The organism is Tenacibaculum sp. TB-56 (assembly GCF_059716275.2).
In genome coordinates this window covers 2421873-2441186 of record NZ_CM201367.1, presented here as the reverse complement: position 1 = coordinate 2441186, position 19314 = coordinate 2421873, and the positions used below count along the sequence as shown (strand labels likewise).

Below are 19314 nucleotides of genomic sequence, written 5' to 3'. Positions count from 1 at the left end.
TTATACTACGTATTTTGTCTTTTTTAATGAGCTTAAAATAATAAATGATGCTAAAAAGAAAATTGCTAAACACAATACACTCCACTGCATAGAACCAGTTATGGCATTTAATATTCCATAGACAGCTGTACCTAATACAATGGCTATCTTTTCAGTAACATCATAAAAACTAAAATACGTTGCGTGATCTTCTGTTTCTGGTAATAATTTCGAATAGGTAGAACGTGTTAATGTTTGAATTGCTCCTTGTACCAACCCTAATAATCCTCCTAAACCATAAAAGTAGATGTCTACATACTCTTGAGACTTATCTAAAGAGAAAGCACAAAAACATACCAACATCCACACAATAATTGTTACTTTTAAAGCAGTAATATTTCCCCACTTTTCTGATAATCTAGAAAAAATAATTGCACCTATTATTGCTACTATTTGTACTAGTAAAATAGTAATAATTAAACTTGTTGAAGATAATCCAAGTTCTGAAGAGCCAAAAATTGCAGCCATTAAAATAATAGTCTGTACACTAATACTCAATAGAAAAAAAGAGATTAAAAACCGTTTTAACGTTGGGTAGTTCATCACTTCTTTAATCACCGTTTGTAACTCTTTATAACCTTTCCAGATATAGTCTTTTTCTGGTTTTTTGTTATACACATTTTCTGGTAAACGTTTAAAAGTTATTTGAGCAAATCCTAGCCACCATAAACCTACCATCACAAAAGAAATTCTAGATGCCATACCCGAGCTGATTCCTAATGTTTCAGGAAACATAATCATGCCTAAGTTTATTAAAAGTAATATTACAGAACCAATATATCCGTAAACAAAACCTTTAGCACTGGCTCTGTCCTGTTGTTCAGGGTGAGCAACTTCAGGTAAATACGCATTGTAAAAAACCAAACTAGCCCAAAAACCAATACTTGCTAAAATGGTAAATAAAATACCTATCCAAACAGTATCAATCCCTTCAAAAAAGTATAAACTCATCACAGATATTGATCCTAATGTACAGAAAAACTTCATAAACTTTTTCTTGCTTCCTGTATAATCTGCAATACCTGATAATATTGGCGATATAAAAGCGACTACTAAAAATGAAAATGATAAGGCGTAACTATACAAGCTATCTGGGTGCTCCCAATCTTGCCCTAAAAAACGTACTACTTTTCCTTCTGTTACAGCACTGTAATACAATGGAAAAACCGCAGTACTAATTACTAAGGAATATACTGAGTTTGCCCAATCGTAAAACGCCCATCCGTTTATTAATTTCTTATCGCCTATTTTATACATATTCTTAAAATAAAAAACCGCTCATTTTTCATGAACGGTTCGCAATATACTATAATTTATCAATCTTACTTAGCGGGAGCTACATTGTATTTAGCTGCTAATTTTTTAGCTTCTGGTAAAAATGCTCTTAAAGTTTGAATACGTGTTTGGTTAGAAGGGTGTGTGCTCATAAACTCAGGTGGTGCTCCACCTCCAGAACGCTCACTCATTCGTACCCATACTTCAGCAGCTTCTTCTCCATTATATCCTGCCATAATCATAAAGACTAAACCTAATTTATCTGCTTCCGTTTCATGCTCTCTACTAAATGGCAACATAATCCCTACTTGTGTTCCTAAACCGTAAGCCATATTCCACATTTCAGCATTCTTACTATTTTGAGTACTTAATGCTAAAGCAACTCCTCCTAATTGTTGTAATTGCCCTGTAGACATACGCTCTTGTCCGTGTTTTGCAAATGCGTGCGCTACTTCATGTCCCATTACTGCAGCTACACCATCTTCATTAGCACAAATAGGCATAATACCAGTATAAAAAACTACTTTACCACCAGGTAAACACCAAGCATTAACTGTTTTATCATCTACTAAGTTAAATTCCCACTCATAAGCATCAGCTTCGGTTTTCATTCCATTAGCACGCATAAAACGATCAACCGCTTCCGAAATATTTTTACCTACACGTTTTATCTGATTCGTTTGTTTGGTATTAGTAGACAATTTATTTTCTTCTAAAAATCCTTTATATTGAGCAAAACTAGCTGGTAGTATTTCAGCATCATTTACAAAGTTTAATCTTTTTCTTCCTGTAATTGGTACAGTACTACATTCCACTAAAAAAATAGCTAAAAGTGTTAGACCTATGATTTTTTTCATTGTTTAATAGTTTAAAGTTCTATATCCTTGGTTGTATATTTTATGACACGAAATTAATTTATTTGTCACAAAACTGGCAATAAATTATGAGTTTAAAGCTACAAATTATATCTTTATCTAAAAAACTAATTCATGGATTTTATACATTCAAAAAACACTTTACCTAGTATTAAAATTCCGAAACCAATTATTTTATCCGCTAAATTTTTACAGTTTATTTCTAACAATTTAACCACAAAATTTGGAGTAAAATTATTTACAACTCCTGTTAGCTTTCCTATGCCAAAAAGAGAGAAAGTGATGTTAGAAAGTGCTCAAACTAAAACTATAAATATCCCTACTATTTCAAGAGATGTTCAGTTGCTATCTTACGGGTACTCTACCAAAAAAGTATTATGGGTACACGGTTGGGCTGGAAGAAGTACGCAATTATACATGATTGCTGATAAATTACTAGAAAAAGGATATATGGTTATTTCTTTTGATGTGTCCTGCACATGGAAAATCTACAGGAAAAACAACAGAAATGCCTGATTTTTTAGAAACCATTGCTGAAATAGACAAGCAATATGGCCCTTTTGAAGCAGCTATTGGTCATTCCTTTGGTGGTGTATGTTTATACAATGCTCTTTCTGAAGATTTCTCTGTAAAAAAACTAGTAACTATTGGTGCAGCAGATAAAATATCAGACGTTATTTTAAACTTTACTAAAAACCTACACGTAAAACCTATTATAGCCCACAAAATGAAACGTTTTTTTGATAAAAAATGGCAACGTGATATCGATGTACATTCATCGAGTGTAAAAGCTAAAAATGTAGATATTCCTACTTTGATTGTTCATGATTCTTTTGATGGTGATGTAGATGTAAGTTGTGCTATAAAAATTCGTCAAAACTTACAGAACGGAACGCTTTTAATTACTGAAGGACTAGGGCATACCAAAATTCTTCGTGATGCAAAAGTAGCTTCTAAAATTGTCGATTTTATTATACAACCATCATGAAAAAAACAGTCTTTCTATTCGTTTTAGCTTTATTCGTTTCTTATGCTGCAAACGCTCAGAAGCATAAAAAATATAAAATCAACAAGCAAAATGGTGAATGGAAAAAACTACTAACACCACAACAATATTTTGTACTCAGAGAAGCAGGTACTGAGCGACCTAATTCTAGCCCTTTAAACTTCAATCATAAAAAAGGATTGTACGTGTGTGCTGCTTGTAAAACGCCACTTTATAAATCTGAAAATAAGTATGACTCAGGTAGTGGTTGGCCTTCTTTTGATAGAGCTATTTTAGGCAATGTTGATGTAGATACAGATTATAATCTTGGATATGCGCGTACTGAATTAAAATGTGCGAATTGTGGCGGGCATTTAGGTCATTCTTTTGATGATGGACCAAAAGAAACCACTGGAAAGCGTCATTGCATTAACGGAGTTGCTTTAGAGTTTATTCCGAAGAAATAAGACTTAGAAACAAGGCTAACTTACGCTTAGAATCAAGAAAAACTACGTAACATTTTACGGTTGATGTATAGTTTAAAAAAACGTTTTCCTCTTTAATTCTCTACTTATAACTAGAATCAATCATAAATAGTAAGGTTTAGCTAAAAAATTCTATCAACAAAATGCTAAAAACTAACAACTAATAACTAAATTTGTGCCTCTAAAAAATGAAGCCGATACATGTTTAATAATTTAAGCGAAAAGTTAGATAAGGCGTTACATACGCTAAAAGGACACGGAAAAATTACCGAAGTTAACGTTGCAGAAACGCTAAAAGAAGTTCGTAGAGCTTTATTAGATGCCGATGTTAACTTTAAAATTGCGAAAGAGTTTACCAAAACCGTACAAAAGAAAGCCTTAGGACAAGACGTATTAACTACGTTAAATCCAGGACAATTAATGGTTAAACTTGTTAAAGACGAGTTAACTGAATTAATGGGTGGCGATACTGTTGGTATTAACTTAGGGGGTTCTCCTACCGTTATTTTAATGTCTGGTTTACAAGGTTCGGGTAAAACTACCTTCTCTGGTAAATTAGCTAACTATCTTAAAACTAAAAAATCAAAACAGGTTTTATTAGTTGGTTGTGATGTATATCGTCCTGCGGCAATTAACCAGCTACGTGTAGTTGGTGAGCAAATTGGTGTAGAAGTTTATGCTGAAGAAGGAAATCAAAATCCTGTTGAAATTTCTTTAAATGCTATTAAGCATGCAAAAGCTAACAGTAAAAATGTGGTGATTATAGATACCGCGGGTCGTTTAGCTGTTGATGAGGAAATGATGACGGAGATTTCTAACATTCACAAAGCTGTAAGTCCACAAGAAACCTTATTTGTGGTGGACTCTATGACAGGGCAAGATGCAGTAAACACAGCCAAAGCTTTTAACGATGTATTGAATTTTGACGGAGTTGTATTAACCAAGTTAGATGGTGATACTCGTGGTGGAGCTGCTTTATCGATTAAGTCGGTAGTAGATAAACCAATCAAATTTATCGGTACGGGTGAAAAAATGGATGCAATTGATGTATTCCACCCAAGTCGTATGGCTGATCGTATTTTAGGAATGGGAGACGTTGTTTCGTTAGTAGAACGTGCCCAAGAACAATACGACGAAGAAGAAGCTAGAAAACTACAAAAGAAGATTGCTAAAAACCAGTTTGGTTTTGATGATTTCTTAAATCAAATCAATCAAATCAAAAAGATGGGTAGCATGAAAGATTTAGTTGGAATGATTCCTGGTGCTGGAAAAGCATTAAAAGATGTGGATATTGATGATGATGCATTTAAAGGAATTGAAGCTATTATACACTCTATGACTCCTGCGGAAAGAAGTACTCCTTCTATGATTAATGCGAGTCGTAAAAAAAGGATTGCAAAAGGATCAGGAACTTCGGTTCAAGAAGTAAATCAGTTGATGAAACAATTCGACCAAATGAGCAAGATGATGAAGATGATGCAAGGTGGTGGCGGAAGAAAAATGATGCAAATGATGAAAGGTATGAGATAATATAAAAAATAGATAGGCTTTGCCTGTCTTTTTTTTTAGTCTACAAGTAATTAAGTCTTCAGTAAGCAGTTTATATGAGTTTTAAAACTATTAAGTTCTCTCCATGTCATGTCGAGTGATTTTTCTGACTAAAAGGAAGATAAATTGTATCGAGACATTTGGAACTGGTTCTCGATACATCTCCCTGCGGTCGATACTCGAACTGACATATAGTATTTGAACTAAAATAACACTTCTACTGAAAGAACTTTTAAAATATTACTATTAAAAATAAAAGCGAAGAAGTTGGGAAACTAATCAATTATATGATTATCAATCCTGATAAATTTAGAATATAACAACACAACAATTACAACACTGTATACTGAAAACTGTATACTGAAAACTTAACAAGACTATGATTTTACTAGACGGTAAAAAAACATCAGCAGACATTAAAGAAGAAATTGCTTTAGAAGTAGCAGAATTAAAAGCAAATGACAAAAAAACTCCTCACCTAGCAGCTGTTATTGTTGGTAACGATGGTGCTAGTTTAACGTATGTAAACGCAAAAGTTAAAGCTTGTGAGCGTGTTGGGTTTGAATCTACTTTACTTCGTCTTCCTGAAGAAACTACTGAAGAAGAATTATTAAACGAAATTGCTATTTTAAATATCGATAATGATATTGATGGTTTTATCGTACAGCTTCCTCTACCCGATCATATTGATGAGCAAAAAGTTTTAATGGCGATTGATCCTGATAAAGATGTAGATGGTTTTCACCCAATGAATGTTGGTAAAATGACCTTAAACCTTCCTACTTTTATTTCAGCAACTCCTTTTGGTATTTTAGAGTTATTAGACCGTTACAACATTGAAACTTCTGGTAAAGATGTTGTAGTAATTGGTCGTAGCCATATTGTAGGAAGCCCAATGAGTATTTTATTATCTCAAAAAAGAAAAGTAGGAAACGCTACCGTTACCTTAACACATAGTAGAACTAAAAACTTAAAAGAAATTACTCAAAAAGCAGATATTATTGTAGCTGCTATTGGTATTCCAGAGTTTTTAAAAAGTGATATGGTAAAAGAAGATGTAGTAGTTATTGATGTAGGAATTACACGTGTTGCGGATGCTTCTAAGAAAAACGGATTCAGACTAGTTGGTGATGTTGCTTTTAACGAAGTAGCTGAAAAAGCATCGCACATTACTCCTGTTCCTGGTGGTGTAGGCCCTATGACGATTGCAATGCTATTAAAAAACACCTTATTAGCCTGTGAACGAAAACAAGAAAATAAGTTAGTATAACCATACAACTCACATATAAAAAAGACTGCTTTTAAGCGGTCTTTTTTTATAGAAAACAGCTTATACATTTCTCTTACTCTACTATTTAATTACCCTTTTTTGCTATATTAGCTAGCTCTAATTAAAAATTGCAATAATTACATTTATACTTCCTTTTTAGGACATATAAGGACACTAAAAGTGTTTATATAAAATAAGCATTTAAAAAATACTATGAGTTCTACTATAAAAATAATACCAACTGAAAATACCGAAGTTACTTTTGGAGAGATAATAAACCTGTCTGAAAAATACATTAACTCCTCTCTAAATATAATTCAATTAAAAGAAAAAATTAAACTTCAAATACATATTCTAAACTATGATGAAGTTGAAAATAAGGAATCTTATCACGAAGTTGATTTAACAGATATATTTGAATGGAAAAAAAATCAATTACTCATCTTTTCTATTAAAGGAGTTTCTGGTGTTATAAAAACTGATTATGATGTAATATTTGACCCCGAAACTTCCCCTGATAATCCTTGGTGGAAATTAAATACGTATAAGAATGAAACCAAGACTATTCTTAATCTAGAAGATAAACTTGAAAAAGCAAAAAAAATAAACAGATCTTGGTTTTTACATCGTTCAGATGAAAAGGACAAAGTTATAAATATTTGTGGTGCTATTATTAGTGCTTCTATTGCTGAATTAACCTCTGCCCTTATATCTTCTACTGACCAAAGATGGGGATTTGGACAGTATTTTGTTGAAAAGGAAGAGTTTTTAAACTTCTACCTTCATCCAGAAAGAAATATTACTGCCCCTTTGAAGTCAAAAAAAGTTATAAATAACTCAAGTTTTTGGCACAAACTAAAAAAACTATGGAGTTAACTCAAACTTCAATTTATAATGAGTAATAAAAGAAAATTTTACATGTTAAGTTAAATTATAAACTTTCTACTAATATTCTTTGCTTTCATTATCAACCAAACAACACATATTCAATCAATAAAACAACTATTTAAATAAAATAATCATAACACTATAAGTAAAAAAAACTCCAAACAGCAGTTTGAAGATTTCCTTTGTAAATTATTCTCTGTTAAATTGTATTAAAAACACTGACTAATCTCTTTATCACTCTCCAACTCTACCGCTTCTTTGTTTTGTTCAAATAAACGTGCTGTATAGTTTCCTCGCAATACAATTGAGTCTCCGTTAACTTCTAGCCAACTTCCTTCTCGTAAGCCTAATACAGACGTTTCATTAAAAATATGATATTCTTTAATACGGGTTTCTCTAGTTTCTCCCATATGTGTAGAATTTGGATTCGGGTCTAAATAATGCGCATTAATATTAAATGGAATAAACCCTAAAGTTTTAAAACTTGGTGGATACACGATAGGCATATCGTTGGTATTCATCATCGTTACTCCACAAATATTACTACCAGCACTCGTACCTAAATACGGAGTTCCATTTTCAACTACTTTGGTTAAAGCAGGAATAATATCATTTTTATATAGTTGGTTTACCAATTCAAACGTATTACCTCCACCTGTAAAAATTGCCTCCGCTTGCTGTATTGCTTCTTTCGGATTATCAAACTCATGAATCCCTTTTACCTCTTTATTAATGGTAGCAAAAGCCTTACGAGCTATCTCAGTATATTCATCATAGGTTTTACCACTTGCACGTGCATACGGAATAAACAAAACTGTAGACGCTTCTTTAAAAAAGTCTACCAACGTTGGTAAAATATATGCTAAATATCCACTTCCATGTACTGTAGATGTACTTGCTACGATAAGTTTTTTCATTTGATATTTTTAATTGCTTTTCAACGGTCAAATGTAACCTTACATGTTTAAAATAATAATTTTAAACATATTGGTTTCATCTGATTTAAACGCTATTATTCTTAGTGTCAGCTCTAAATTTTCAAAAGGTAATTAGTGCTATTATTTTTCAAATTAACAAAAATTTACCATGTCATTAAAACATTTTTAAGACAAGTAGGTGGTTTATTTGTGATATGAGAAACTTTTTACTTATTCTTTTTACGCTATTTTCTTGTGTCGTTTTTGCACAGAATCCTCCTAAAATTATCAAAGGAACTGTTTTTATCGACAGTATTCCTACGCAAGATGTGCATATCATCAACAAAAAACTAGCTTTAGGAACTATTTCAAACGAAAACGGACAATTTGAAATTTTAGCAGAAGAAAATAACATACTATTAATTTCTCATCTAAATTTAGAGTACAAAGAAATTACTGTGAGTGAAGAAAACATAAAAGCTAAAAACATTGTTATTTATGTTGATAGTAAAACTCATATGCTAGATGAAGTTGTTTTAGAAAGAAAAAGAGGAATTTTTGAAACAGATGATGATATTCTTACCAATGCCCCTGTAGTAAACGCTAAAACATTAAAGCTCCCCTACGCCAACGTAAAACCTAAAGATGATAAAACGATAAAAATTGAATCGGGAATAACAATAGGACTCTCTGGACTTGTAAACGCACTTAACGGAAATAATAAAAAGAAAAAACTACTAAAAAAACTAAAAATAGAAGATCAAAACATAGCTAACATCCGAAAACATTATACAGATGGCTTTTTTATAAGACAACTAAAAATTAAAGAAGAACATATTAATTCATTTTTAGAAAGTTGTGTTTCTAAAGGTATTATCAATCTGTATCGAAAGGATAAAGTTCTTGAATTAACTTCCGTTTTAATTGAAAACAGCAAACACTCTCCTTATCTATTAGAAAATGAAAATATAAGACTCTCTCAAAAATAATTGCATGATAAAACAACTACCCATCACTTTACTTTTATTACTTACCTTACAAATAACCGCTCAAGAAAATCGAAAATTCTTATATGCATCGGTTCACGATGAAGTAGCATCTGTACCCAATGCACATATTATCAATTTAAACACCAAACAAGGTACTTTTACGAATGATAATGGTGAATTTAGGATTTTAGCTAAACCCAACGACTCTTTACAAGTCTCATTTGTAGGCTACGAAACGAAAATTATTAAAGTTGAAACGACTCACTTCGGAATTGAAAAACATACAATAGAACTTAAAAAAACAGCTATTGAACTAGATGAAGTGGAAGTAAAAAAACACAACTTAATAGGTTTTATTGCTATAGATGCTAAACAAACTCCTAAAGATATTGGCTTGGATAAAGCTAAAAGCGCTCTAGATTTTTCTATGATTGATTTTAGTGAAAAAGTAATTTTAGAAATTGACGAAGTTGATAGATCTAAACCTCCTAGTATGATAAGAACTACTGATCCTACAGCTAATTTTGCAGGTGCGGGTACAGGTTTTAGTTCTGGTCTTGATAAATACGCTCAACAAAAAAAAAGAACTCGAAAAATGATAAAGTTTAAAGAAGGTTTTCCTAAAATGCTTCTCTCAGAATTTGGAGAACACTTCTTCTTTGAAGAATTGAAAATTCCTGAAGATAAGTACCTACATTTTTTAGAATACTGCAATCCGCTAGGTATTGAAAAATTATATAAAGATGGAAACGTTTTAAAACTAATCGAAATTTTGCGAAAAGAAAGTGTCAGTTATTTAAACATTATTAATGAAAAAGAATGAAGAAACTATTAATTATACTATGTTTTGTTTCATCTATTAAAATTCTATCCCAAGAACGAAGAACTTTTTTATACGTCTCAATTTATGATGAAATTGGTGCTGTATCAAACACTCATATTATCAATTTAAACACCAAACAAGGTACTTTTACGAATGATAATGGTGAATTTAGGATTTTAGCAAAACCAAACGACTCTTTACAAATATCATTTGTAGGTTATGAAACGAAAATTTTTAAAGTTGATTCAAAGCATTTTGGTATACAACAAAACAAAATTGAACTTAAAAAAGTAGCAATAGAGCTTGATGAAGTTGAAATAAAAGAGCATAACTTACTTGGATATATTTCTTCTGACACTAAACATATTAAAACTGAAAAAGAGATTAATGCAGAAAGTTTAAACCTTCCTTACGCTGGCTCAAGAATTCTAACTCCTGCCGAAAGGCGTTTATACACAGGAATGGGTGGACGCCCTTTAAAACTTGAAGGTTTCGGTTTTATTTTGTCAACAGATTATATTATTAACTCCATATCAGGTAGACTAAAAAAGCTAAAAAAAGAAAAAGCTATTGAGGATACTGAAAAGAGAATACAACATATACGTAACAATTATCGAGTTTATATACTACATGAATTAAAAATTATATCGGAAGATCTTACAAGGTTTATATACTTTATTGAAAATACCAATGATTTTTCTTCTTCATTTTTAGCTGATGAAATAACTATGATTTCTTTTTTAAAATTAAAATCTGATGAATTTAAAAAATTAAACCCGCAAAATTATAAACCAAACCAACAGTAGTCCAGAATTTAAATATCTGATTTTAAAATATTTTGTACCTTTATAAGTAAGCACTAACCTACAACACTTACCATTATGAAGCGATTTCTTTTAGCCTTACTTCTTTTATCACAAGTTGCATTCTCACAAGAAGAGCGAAAAACACTTTTCGGAATTGTTTATGATGAAAATGGTGTTTTAGAAAACGCTCATATTGTTAATTTTTCTACAAATCAAGCTACTTTTTCTAACGAAAATGGTGAGTATCGAATTTTTGCTAAACCTAACGATTCAATAAGATATACCTCTATCGGATATAAAACTATTTTTGAAACTCTTACCAAAGAAGATTTTAATACCTACCGAAAAAGAACCACTTTAGAAAAACAAGATTATGAGTTAGATGAAATTTTACTACGAAACAACGAACTTTCAGGAGAGCTTACCAAAGATTTACGAAAAGTAAAACGTGATAAAAATCTAGAAATCGCTAGCAACGCTACTGATTTTTCTAAAGTAAATTATAACAACTATGCTTCCGATGATCATATTAGCTTACATGTAAAACCCAATGTAGTTAGAGTTGATCCTACTAAAGATTTTGAAGGATTTGGAACTACCAATACATTCCCTGTAAAAGACTCAGAAAAAATACAAGAACTTCGTAAAGAATTAGCTTTTAAAGAAAGTTTGCCAGCTAAACTATTAAATGAATTAGGGGAAGATTTCTTTTTTGTTGAACTAAAAATTCCTGTAAATAATTATTACCATTTTCTTGAATACTGTAATCCGTTAGGTATTGAAAAACTATATCAAAACCGTGAAGTATTAGAGGTTATTAAAATTTTAAGAAAAGAGCACATTAGCTATTTAGAAATTATCAAAAAACAGTAATTTGGCGCAATAATTGTTTTAAAATACTCCATGAAAAAAGTTATTATCATCCTTTTAGTACTTCCGTTACTATCGTTTACACTACATAAATACTACGTTGCTTTAACTGAAATAGAATATAAAGAAGACTCAAAAAGCGTTCAAATGATTATGAATATTTTTATGGATGATATAGAATTAGCCATTAATAAAGACTACAACACTAATTTACAAATAGCTTCTAAAAATCAGCTTTCTAGTATTGATGATTATTTTTACAAATACTTACAACAACATTTTAAAGTAACTATCAACAATCAAGAAACTTCTTATAAATTCATTGGAAAAGAATACGATGGTGATATTGTTTATTTTTATTTAGAAATAGAAAATGTTGAAACACCAACTTCTATCGAAATTCAAAATGATGTTTTAGTTGATCACTTTCCAGATCAACAAAATTTGATAAAGGCTACCGTCAATAAAAAACGAAAAAGTTTATTCTTGTCTAATACTAATGATAAAGGTTTGTTAAAGTTTTAACATTTACATTTTTTTAATAATAAGTTTTCATTAACTTTCCGCTTATTTATTCAAAAAAATCAATAAGCACACAATGAGAAGATATTCTACGCTACTATTTTCAGCACTCTTTGTATCAGCTTCTTTATTTGCCCAAGAGGCACCTAAAAAAGAGCATCAACAAGGTCATACTGATCAAAACAAATTCCGACAGTTAAAAGATGTACTAGCAACTCCAAACGATCAACGTACCGCCTCTGGTGCACCTGGTCATGCGTACACGCAACAAAAAGTTGATTATGTAATGGATTTGCGTTTAGATGAAGCTGCTAACAAACTTTATGGTGAAGAAGATATTACATACCACAACAATTCTAGAGATCATTTAGAGTATTTATGGTTACAGCTAGATCAAAATATGCGAGCTCCAGATTCTAAATCTCCATTAGCCCAATCTAAAAAAGCGAGTGGTTTTCAAACTCCAGATAAGTTCGTTGCAGAGAATATGGACAAACCAAAAGATTTTGGTTTTAAAATAGAAGCAGTAAAATATGCTGATGGTAGAGATTTATCTCACACTATTAATCGTACAATGATGCGTATTAATTTGCCAAAACCTTTAGCTCCAGGTGAAATTTTCAAGTTTAAAATCAAGTGGAATTACCTGATTAACAACTCTGTAGAAGATGGTGGGCGTTCTGGTTTTGAATTATTCCCTGATGGAAATAAAAACTATACAATTGCTCAATTTTTCCCAAGATTATGTGTGTATGACAATGTAGAAGGATGGCAAAACATGCAATTTTGGGGGCGTAGTGAATGGGCTCTTGAATTTGGTGATTACGATGTAAAAATTACGGTTCCTGAAGATCATATTTTAGAAGCTACAGGTGTTTTACAAAACGAAAAAGATGTATTAACAAAAGAACAACGTAACCGTTGGGCTGAGGCTAGAAAATCTTTTAAAAACCCAGTATTTATCGTTTCTCAAAAAGAAGCTGAAGAAAACGAAAAAAAAGGTACTACTAAAACAAAAACTTGGCACTTTAAAGCAAACCAAGTACGTGATTTTGCGTTTGCTTCTTCAAGAAAATATATTTGGGATGCTATGGCTGTTAACATTAACGGTAAAACTGTAATGGCAGTTTCTATGTATCCAAAAGAAGGAAATCCGTTATGGGAAGAGCACTCAACTCGTGTGGTTGCAAACACCTTAGAAGAGTATTCTAAAATGACTTTTGATTATCCGTATCCTAAGGCAATTTCTGTACATGCAAAACGCCAAGGAATGGAATACCCTATGATTTCATTTAATTACGGACGTCCAAACCCTGACGGAACGTATTCTGATAGAGTTAAAAACGGAATGATTGGTGTAATTACACACGAAATTGGTCATAACTTCTTCCCTATGATTGTAAACTCTGATGAGCGTCAATGGACATGGATGGATGAAGGATTAAACTCTTTTGTAGAAATTTTAGCTGAATTAGATTACGATCCAAACTTTAATACAGGTAACTTACCAAAAGACATTGTTCGTTACATGAGCTTAGATCAAAGTAAATTAAGCCCTATCATGTCTCAAGGTGATTACGTTCATAATTTCGGACCAAATGCATACACAAAACCAGCTGCTGGTTTATACATGTTGCGTCAAACCATTATGGGACCTGAATTGTTTGATTACGCTTTTAGAACTTATTCACAAAGATGGATGTTCAAGCACCCTACTCCTGCTGATTTCTTTAGAACTATGGAAGACGCTTCGGGTATGGATTTAGATTGGTTCTGGAGAGGTTGGTTCTACACAACTGATTATACTGATATAGGTATTAAAGAAGTGAAGCCTTTATATTTAACTAACAAACCTAACGAAGAAACAAAGAAGTTACAAGCACAGTATCCTTCTTACTTTGCTCAATTAGGAAAATTAGTCTACTTAACTACTGATAAAAAAGATGCTGATAAGTCTGAAGTAGAAGCGTATATCAACAGTTTACCGAAAGACAAAAAAGCTAGCTTAAAAGAATTACCTCAGTACATTTATGAAGTTGAGTTTGAAAAACCTGGAGGATTAGTAATGCCTATTATTCTTGAAATGACTTATGCTGACGGAACAAAAGAGCGTCAAACTTTTCCTGCTCAAATATGGAATAAAAATGAGCATCAAGTGTTTAGAGTATTTACTTCTTCAAAAGAAATTAAAAGCTTTGTTGTAGATCCAGATTTAGAAACAGCCGATATTGATACTTCTAACAACAGTTGGCCAAAGCAAACGACTAACAAGTTTGATGCTTTCAAAAACAAAACAAAAAACTAATCTAGAATATAGATTAAAAGAAAAGCAGCTTTAATAGCTGCTTTTTTTATACCTCTAAATAAGAGGTTTAATTTTTCTTTAAATTAAGTACTTGATTAGTGATAAACATTAAAGATACATCTTATTTCTTTTGCGATAGCTTAAACAAACTTTTCCAACACACCACAGTCAACTATTCATGAACTTAAAACAAAAAAAGCAGCTCTTAAAAAGAACTGCTTCATTGATTATTTTACTTATCTAATTTCTTAGTTATTTTTCTTTTCATCATCTTTCGATGCTTTGTTCCATATTTTGATCTCGTCATCGGCAGTAACACCTTCTAACACTTCAATGTTTACTCCGTCTGAAACTCCTAATTTAAGTTCACGCTTTTCAAATTCATCATCTCCTTTTTTCACCTCTACATATGGTTCTTCAGTTTTCTTATCAAAACGTAATAATAATTCTTTGATAGATAAAACACTGTCTTTCTTTTCTAGAACAATATCTGCATTGGCACTATACCCTGCTCTAACAAAATAATTATCGTCAAGGCTTACATCTGCTTTAATTTTAAACTGTACTGCTCCGTTTTCTTCAGTTCCTTTAGGTGCAATAAAATTTAATACCGCAGGGAACTTTTTATTTTCAATAGCTCCTAAAGAAACTTCAATGTTAGATCCTTTTACCAACTTCCCTACTTCAGACTCATCAACTTGTCCTTCAAAAATCATCTTTTCCATATCTGCAATTGTAGCAATGGTAGTACCTTCGTTAAAATTATTAGATTGAATAACTTGGTATCCTTTCTTTACTGGAATTTCTACCACCATACCAGAAGTTGTTGCTCTAATATTCGTATTCGCTCCTGCTGAACCAACAGAACCTTTTTTAATGATTTGATAATCGTTTTGAGCATTTCTCAAATCATTTTTTGCTTGGTTATACGATAATTGTGAGTTTTCAAACTCTTGACTAGAAATAACTCCTTTATCAAAAAGTTTTTTATTTCTTTCGTATTGAATTTGAGCATTGTTCAACTGAATTTGCACAGAATTAATTCGCCCTTTTGCACTTTGTAACGATTGCTCATTAGGAACAACTCTTACCGTTGCTAACAAATCCCCTGCTTTTACAATGGCTCCTTCTTCAACCACAATCTTATCTATAATTCCTGCTATTTGAGGTTTGATTTCAACTTCTTCTAAAGGAACAACTTTTCCTGTGGCTACTGCTTTTTTTACAATAGTTGTTTTAAATGGTTTTTCCGTTTCGTAAGTAACCACACTTTTTTGATTTTTCTTTCCTAACCAAATTAGGATGACTACAAATAATAGTGCTACGATTCCTAAAATAATTTTTGCTCTTTTGCTCATGATTAATTGATTATTTCTTTTTTTATTCTTCTCTTAATGCTTCGATTGGTTTTACTACTGTTGCCATGTATGCAGGTATTAACCCTATTAATGTTCCTAAAACAACTAATATGAAAAATGCCAACATTACTATGGGTATATTTACGGTTGGATTTACTAATGTAGGATCATCACCAGTTCCTACCGTAAAATCTAATAGGAATAGTACGAGTCCTCCAAAAATAATTCCTAACATTCCTGCTACTGTGGTTAAAAAAACCGACTCTAGCACGATTTGTCTTCTAATACTTTTGGGTGTTGCTCCTAAAGCTCTTCGTATTCCGATTTCTTTAGTACGCTCTTTTACGGTGATTAATAAGATGTTACCAATCGCAAAAACTCCCGCTATTAAGGTTGCAATTCCTACAAACCAGGTTAAAAACTGCATTCCTGTTAAAAAGCCCATTAACTTATCTATCTGATCACCTAAATTCACACTACCAAAAGCTCGTTTATCTTCTGGATGTACTTTGTGCAGGCTTTTTAATGTTAATAAGATATCTTTTTCCATTTGTTTGATATCTACTCCTTCATTAGCTGTAATCATCATCCAATCTACTTTATTGGATGTGTTGTATACTTTTTGAAAAGTTGTAAACGGAATATAAGCGGTATCTCCATCAATATCTATGGTGTTGGAAGGTTTATATACCCCTACAACCTTATAATTTACGTTGCTAATTTTAACATATTGCCCTACAGGCATTTCTTTCTTATCAAACAGTTGTTTGTACATATCTTCAGATATTACACAAACCTTGGAGTTATTCTTTATATCATTTTGATTAAGAAAACGTCCATACATAAGATCTTTCTTCTGTACGCGATCTAACACTGGATAATCTCCACTTACCTGAAAATCACCAGTTTTAAAATCCTTAACAATAGTCCCGCTTGTTTGATTTCTAGGAGCTAATAACTTTATTTCTTTAGCATATTCTTTTTCAAGAACTTCAATATCTTTAAATGTTAAGCTAAATCTTCTTCCTTTTTGAAAGCCTTTAAAAGGCATATCGGTTCTCTGCGTCCACACAAAAACACTGTTGGTTGCAAAATCTCCAAATATTCTTTTAAAATTATTCTCCATACCACGAGCAGCCCCTAATAACACTACTAAAATGAAGATTCCCCATAGTACCCCAACAATGGTAATACCCGTTCTCAATTTATTTTTACGAATACTTCCGTAAATTTCTTGCCAAGTGTCTGAATCAAATAAAAACTTCATAATTAATCTGCTCTTAATGCTACAATTGGTTTAATTTGTGCTGCCTTTTTTGCTGGTAAGTATCCAGCAATTAATCCTGATAAAATCAAAATAATAGTAGCTCCTATTACAATACCAGGACTCACACTTGGATCTTTGATAAAGTATTTTTCAAGACTATCACCTATAGCGCTTAATATATAAGTTCCTAAACTTAAACCTAAATATCCTGCAATGGTTGTAATTAAGATTGATTCTTGAATTACCATACCAATTATTGAAGATGGTTTTGCTCCTAATGCCTTACGGATTCCAAACTCTTTAGTACGTTCTTTAATCACAAAAATCATGATGTTACTAATTCCTATAATTCCTGCAATTAAAGTTCCAGATCCCACAAAAATTACGATGAAATACAAGGCAAACATAAACTGGTTAATTCCTTTGTTTGCTTCTGCCATGTTTCTAACCGATAAAGCACTTTGATCATCCGGGTGAATATCTAACTTTTCGCGTAAATCTCTTTCTAAACGATTTCCAAATGTAATAGCTTGATCTAAATTTAATTTTGGATCATAACCTATATTTATTTGGCTGATATAATCATTGTTTCCATATAATTTTTGAGCAGTGGAAACAGGCATATAAGTTAAACGCTCTTCATTATCTCCTCCTTCATCAGAAAATATTCCGACTACTTTATACGAAATCCCATCAACATTAACTCTTTTTCCTAAAGCTGGTTTTTCTCCAAATAAATCTTGCTTAACAAGACGACCTATAACAATAACCTTTGCGTTATTTTTTAAATCTAACTCGTTAATATATCTTCCTTCATCTATAATTGTTTTCTCTAAAAACTGATGATCTGGATGAACTGCTCGTAACTGATAATTATTTTGATTGTTTTTGTACGTTATGTTTACGCTCTTAAATATTCGTGCAGTTAAATGTTGAATTTTATCTTCATACTCCTCTTTAACATAATCAAAATCTTTGTTCTTTAGCTGTATTCTTCTTCCTGTTTGTAAGCCTTTATACGGTTTTGAAGTTTTCCATACTCTTACAAACATCGCATTGGTTGCATCATCAGCAAAAGCAGTTTTAAACTGATTTTGTAATCCTGATACAATTCCGAATAATAAGGTAAAAAGTAAAATGGCAAAAGCAACAGTAAATCCTGATAAAACAGAACGTAGCTTGTTCTTGCTTATACTTTGAAAAATTTCTCTCCAACGATCTATATCAAACATATTATACCGCTTTAGAGTTTTTTGCTTTGGTTGCCATTTCTGTTAATTCATCACTAATGATAACTCCATCTTTTAAACGAACAATTCTATTAGTTTGTTCAGCTACTTCCTCCTCGTGGGTAATTACAAAAACGGTCATTCCTTCATTATTAATCTCTGTCAACAAGTCCATTACAGAATCGGTTGTTGCAGAATCTAATGCTCCTGTTGGCTCATCAGCTAATACAACTTTAGGTTTTGTTGCCAATGCTCTAGCAATAGCTACACGCTGCTTTTGACCTCCAGAAAGTTCATTTGGTAAATGATTTGCCCAGTCTTTTAAACCAACTTTTTCTAGATATTCCATAGCTATTTCTAAACGTTCTTTTCTTCCTATACCTTTATAATATAATGGTAAAGCAACATTTTCTAAAGCAGTTTTATATGAAATTAGGTTAAATGATTGAAAAACAAAACCTAAAAATTTATTACGCAATACTGCAGCCTTCTTTTCATTTAAGTTTTCAATTAACTGTCCGTTTAAGTAGTATTTTCCTTCATCATGCGTATCTAACAAACCTACGATATTTAATAAGGTAGACTTACCAGAACCTGAAGATCCCATAATAGATACAAATTCTCCTTCTTTTATATGTAAATTCAATCCCTTTAAAACATGAAGTGAGTCTTTTCCTATAGGATAAGATTTGTGAAGATTTTCTATTCGAATCATAGTTTTAGTTAATTTTTAAATAAAAGTACATACTGATTTACCTAATTACTTCCTAAAGTATTGTTAAATCGCTATTTACTTTCTTACAAGACGCTTACTTTTGAATAATGTTACAATATAATCTTTTATTTTTTTACAAAAACCTATA

19 protein-coding genes are annotated in these 19314 nt (G+C 31.7%); 12 read left to right on the top strand and 7 right to left on the bottom strand.

Features of this window, described 5'->3' with window-relative positions; translation table 11 throughout:
* The gene (locus tag AC3VI6_RS11700) at window positions 1-1296 is read right to left on the bottom strand and encodes an MFS transporter (RefSeq protein WP_497706323.1); all 1296 of its coding nucleotides are present in this window, start codon (window positions 1294-1296) and stop codon (window positions 1-3) included.
* 65 nt (window positions 1297-1361) lie between these two features.
* Window positions 1362-2171, bottom strand: a complete 810-nt coding sequence (locus AC3VI6_RS11695; RefSeq protein WP_497706322.1) for a M48 family metallopeptidase — start codon at window positions 2169-2171, stop codon at window positions 1362-1364.
* A 132-nt stretch (window positions 2172-2303) separates the two neighbouring features.
* Here AC3VI6_RS11695 and AC3VI6_RS11690 point away from each other — a divergent pair, with 132 nt between their 5' ends.
* From AC3VI6_RS11690 to AC3VI6_RS11665, 6 genes are all read left to right on the top strand, one after another.
* A complete protein-coding gene (locus AC3VI6_RS11690; protein ID WP_497706321.1) occupies window positions 2304-2705 on the top strand; it encodes a hypothetical protein in 402 nt (133 codons plus the stop codon).
* Window positions 2698-3177 carry an alpha/beta hydrolase gene (locus tag AC3VI6_RS11685; RefSeq protein WP_497706320.1) on the top strand — a complete coding sequence of 160 codons (480 nt, stop codon included), beginning with the start codon at window positions 2698-2700 and terminating at the stop codon, window positions 3175-3177. The genes AC3VI6_RS11690 and AC3VI6_RS11685 overlap by 8 nt, the downstream gene beginning before the upstream one ends.
* Window positions 3174-3641 carry a peptide-methionine (R)-S-oxide reductase MsrB gene (gene msrB / locus AC3VI6_RS11680; RefSeq protein WP_497706319.1) on the top strand — a complete coding sequence of 156 codons (468 nt, stop codon included), beginning with the start codon at window positions 3174-3176 and terminating at the stop codon, window positions 3639-3641. The genes AC3VI6_RS11685 and msrB overlap by 4 nt, the downstream gene beginning before the upstream one ends.
* A 219-nt stretch (window positions 3642-3860) precedes the next feature.
* Window positions 3861-5189 carry a signal recognition particle protein gene (gene ffh / locus AC3VI6_RS11675; RefSeq protein WP_028892076.1) on the top strand — a complete coding sequence of 443 codons (1329 nt, stop codon included), beginning with the start codon at window positions 3861-3863 and terminating at the stop codon, window positions 5187-5189.
* 397 nt (window positions 5190-5586) lie between these two features.
* Window positions 5587-6477 (top strand): bifunctional methylenetetrahydrofolate dehydrogenase/methenyltetrahydrofolate cyclohydrolase FolD, encoded by an 891-nt coding sequence (gene folD / locus AC3VI6_RS11670; protein WP_497706318.1) that lies wholly within the window; start codon window positions 5587-5589, stop codon window positions 6475-6477.
* 213 nt (window positions 6478-6690) lie between these two features.
* Window positions 6691-7353, top strand: a complete 663-nt coding sequence (locus AC3VI6_RS11665) for a hypothetical protein (RefSeq protein WP_497706317.1) — start codon at window positions 6691-6693, stop codon at window positions 7351-7353.
* Window positions 7354-7574: 221 nt separating this feature from the next.
* On the opposite strand, the gene pepE is transcribed toward AC3VI6_RS11665, so the two are convergent.
* Complete coding sequence (gene pepE / locus AC3VI6_RS11660; RefSeq protein ID WP_497706316.1) at window positions 7575-8282, bottom strand: dipeptidase PepE; 708 nt, start codon at window positions 8280-8282, stop codon at window positions 7575-7577.
* A gap of 215 nt (window positions 8283-8497) precedes the next feature.
* On the opposite strand from pepE, the gene AC3VI6_RS11655 reads away from it, so the two are divergent.
* From AC3VI6_RS11655 to AC3VI6_RS11630, 6 genes are all read left to right on the top strand, one after another.
* Window positions 8498-9271 (top strand): carboxypeptidase-like regulatory domain-containing protein, encoded by a 774-nt coding sequence (locus tag AC3VI6_RS11655; RefSeq protein ID WP_497706315.1) that lies wholly within the window; start codon window positions 8498-8500, stop codon window positions 9269-9271.
* A 4-nt stretch (window positions 9272-9275) separates the two neighbouring features.
* Window positions 9276-10094 (top strand): carboxypeptidase-like regulatory domain-containing protein, encoded by an 819-nt coding sequence (locus AC3VI6_RS11650; protein WP_497706314.1) that lies wholly within the window; start codon window positions 9276-9278, stop codon window positions 10092-10094.
* Window positions 10091-10900 (top strand): carboxypeptidase-like regulatory domain-containing protein, encoded by an 810-nt coding sequence (locus AC3VI6_RS11645; RefSeq protein WP_497706313.1) that lies wholly within the window; start codon window positions 10091-10093, stop codon window positions 10898-10900. The genes AC3VI6_RS11650 and AC3VI6_RS11645 overlap by 4 nt, the downstream gene beginning before the upstream one ends.
* 75 nt (window positions 10901-10975) lie before the next feature.
* Complete coding sequence (locus AC3VI6_RS11640; protein ID WP_274635221.1) at window positions 10976-11773, top strand: carboxypeptidase-like regulatory domain-containing protein; 798 nt, start codon at window positions 10976-10978, stop codon at window positions 11771-11773.
* Window positions 11774-11803: 30 nt separating this feature from the next.
* Window positions 11804-12295, top strand: coding sequence for a DUF6702 family protein (locus tag AC3VI6_RS11635; RefSeq protein WP_497706312.1), 492 nt, complete (start codon window positions 11804-11806; stop codon window positions 12293-12295).
* A 73-nt stretch (window positions 12296-12368) separates the two neighbouring features.
* Complete coding sequence (locus AC3VI6_RS11630; RefSeq protein WP_497706311.1) at window positions 12369-14597, top strand: M1 family metallopeptidase; 2229 nt, start codon at window positions 12369-12371, stop codon at window positions 14595-14597.
* A 248-nt stretch (window positions 14598-14845) separates the two neighbouring features.
* Here AC3VI6_RS11630 and AC3VI6_RS11625 read toward each other — a convergent pair whose 3' ends face one another.
* The 4 genes from AC3VI6_RS11625 to AC3VI6_RS11610 are packed head-to-tail and all read right to left on the bottom strand — an operon-like array spanning window position 14846 to window position 19166.
* A complete protein-coding gene (locus AC3VI6_RS11625) occupies window positions 14846-15955 on the bottom strand; it encodes an efflux RND transporter periplasmic adaptor subunit (RefSeq protein ID WP_497706310.1) in 1110 nt (369 codons plus the stop codon).
* Between the two features lie 22 nt (window positions 15956-15977).
* Window positions 15978-17222 carry an ABC transporter permease gene (locus AC3VI6_RS11620; RefSeq protein ID WP_497706309.1) on the bottom strand — a complete coding sequence of 415 codons (1245 nt, stop codon included), beginning with the start codon at window positions 17220-17222 and terminating at the stop codon, window positions 15978-15980.
* 2 nt (window positions 17223-17224) lie between these two features.
* A complete protein-coding gene (locus AC3VI6_RS11615) occupies window positions 17225-18454 on the bottom strand; it encodes an ABC transporter permease (protein WP_497706308.1) in 1230 nt (409 codons plus the stop codon).
* A gap of 1 nt (window position 18455) precedes the next feature.
* Window positions 18456-19166 (bottom strand): ABC transporter ATP-binding protein, encoded by a 711-nt coding sequence (locus AC3VI6_RS11610; RefSeq protein WP_497706307.1) that lies wholly within the window; start codon window positions 19164-19166, stop codon window positions 18456-18458.
* Window positions 19167-19314 lie beyond the last annotated feature (148 nt).

Excerpts from the sequence above, each read along its gene's own strand:
- AC3VI6_RS11700 (WP_497706323.1), bottom strand. The coding sequence starts at position 1,296 with ATGTATAAAATAGGCGATAAGAAATTAATAAACGGATGGGCGTTTTAC.
- AC3VI6_RS11695 (WP_497706322.1), bottom strand. The coding sequence starts at position 2,171 with ATGAAAAAAATCATAGGTCTAACACTTTTAGCTATTTTTTTAGTGGAA.
- AC3VI6_RS11690 (WP_497706321.1), top strand. The coding sequence starts at position 2,304 with ATGGATTTTATACATTCAAAAAACACTTTACCTAGTATTAAAATTCCG.
- AC3VI6_RS11685 (WP_497706320.1), top strand. The coding sequence starts at position 2,698 with ATGCCTGATTTTTTAGAAACCATTGCTGAAATAGACAAGCAATATGGC.
- msrB (WP_497706319.1), top strand. The coding sequence starts at position 3,174 with ATGAAAAAAACAGTCTTTCTATTCGTTTTAGCTTTATTCGTTTCTTAT.
- ffh (WP_028892076.1), top strand. The coding sequence starts at position 3,861 with ATGTTTAATAATTTAAGCGAAAAGTTAGATAAGGCGTTACATACGCTA.
- folD (WP_497706318.1), top strand. The coding sequence starts at position 5,587 with ATGATTTTACTAGACGGTAAAAAAACATCAGCAGACATTAAAGAAGAA.
- AC3VI6_RS11665 (WP_497706317.1), top strand. The coding sequence starts at position 6,691 with ATGAGTTCTACTATAAAAATAATACCAACTGAAAATACCGAAGTTACT.
- pepE (WP_497706316.1), bottom strand. The coding sequence starts at position 8,282 with ATGAAAAAACTTATCGTAGCAAGTACATCTACAGTACATGGAAGTGGA.
- AC3VI6_RS11655 (WP_497706315.1), top strand. The coding sequence starts at position 8,498 with ATGAGAAACTTTTTACTTATTCTTTTTACGCTATTTTCTTGTGTCGTT.
- AC3VI6_RS11650 (WP_497706314.1), top strand. The coding sequence starts at position 9,276 with ATGATAAAACAACTACCCATCACTTTACTTTTATTACTTACCTTACAA.
- AC3VI6_RS11645 (WP_497706313.1), top strand. The coding sequence starts at position 10,091 with ATGAAGAAACTATTAATTATACTATGTTTTGTTTCATCTATTAAAATT.
- AC3VI6_RS11640 (WP_274635221.1), top strand. The coding sequence starts at position 10,976 with ATGAAGCGATTTCTTTTAGCCTTACTTCTTTTATCACAAGTTGCATTC.
- AC3VI6_RS11635 (WP_497706312.1), top strand. The coding sequence starts at position 11,804 with ATGAAAAAAGTTATTATCATCCTTTTAGTACTTCCGTTACTATCGTTT.
- AC3VI6_RS11630 (WP_497706311.1), top strand. The coding sequence starts at position 12,369 with ATGAGAAGATATTCTACGCTACTATTTTCAGCACTCTTTGTATCAGCT.
- AC3VI6_RS11625 (WP_497706310.1), bottom strand. The coding sequence starts at position 15,955 with ATGAGCAAAAGAGCAAAAATTATTTTAGGAATCGTAGCACTATTATTT.
- AC3VI6_RS11620 (WP_497706309.1), bottom strand. The coding sequence starts at position 17,222 with ATGAAGTTTTTATTTGATTCAGACACTTGGCAAGAAATTTACGGAAGT.
- AC3VI6_RS11615 (WP_497706308.1), bottom strand. The coding sequence starts at position 18,454 with ATGTTTGATATAGATCGTTGGAGAGAAATTTTTCAAAGTATAAGCAAG.
- AC3VI6_RS11610 (WP_497706307.1), bottom strand. The coding sequence starts at position 19,166 with ATGATTCGAATAGAAAATCTTCACAAATCTTATCCTATAGGAAAAGAC.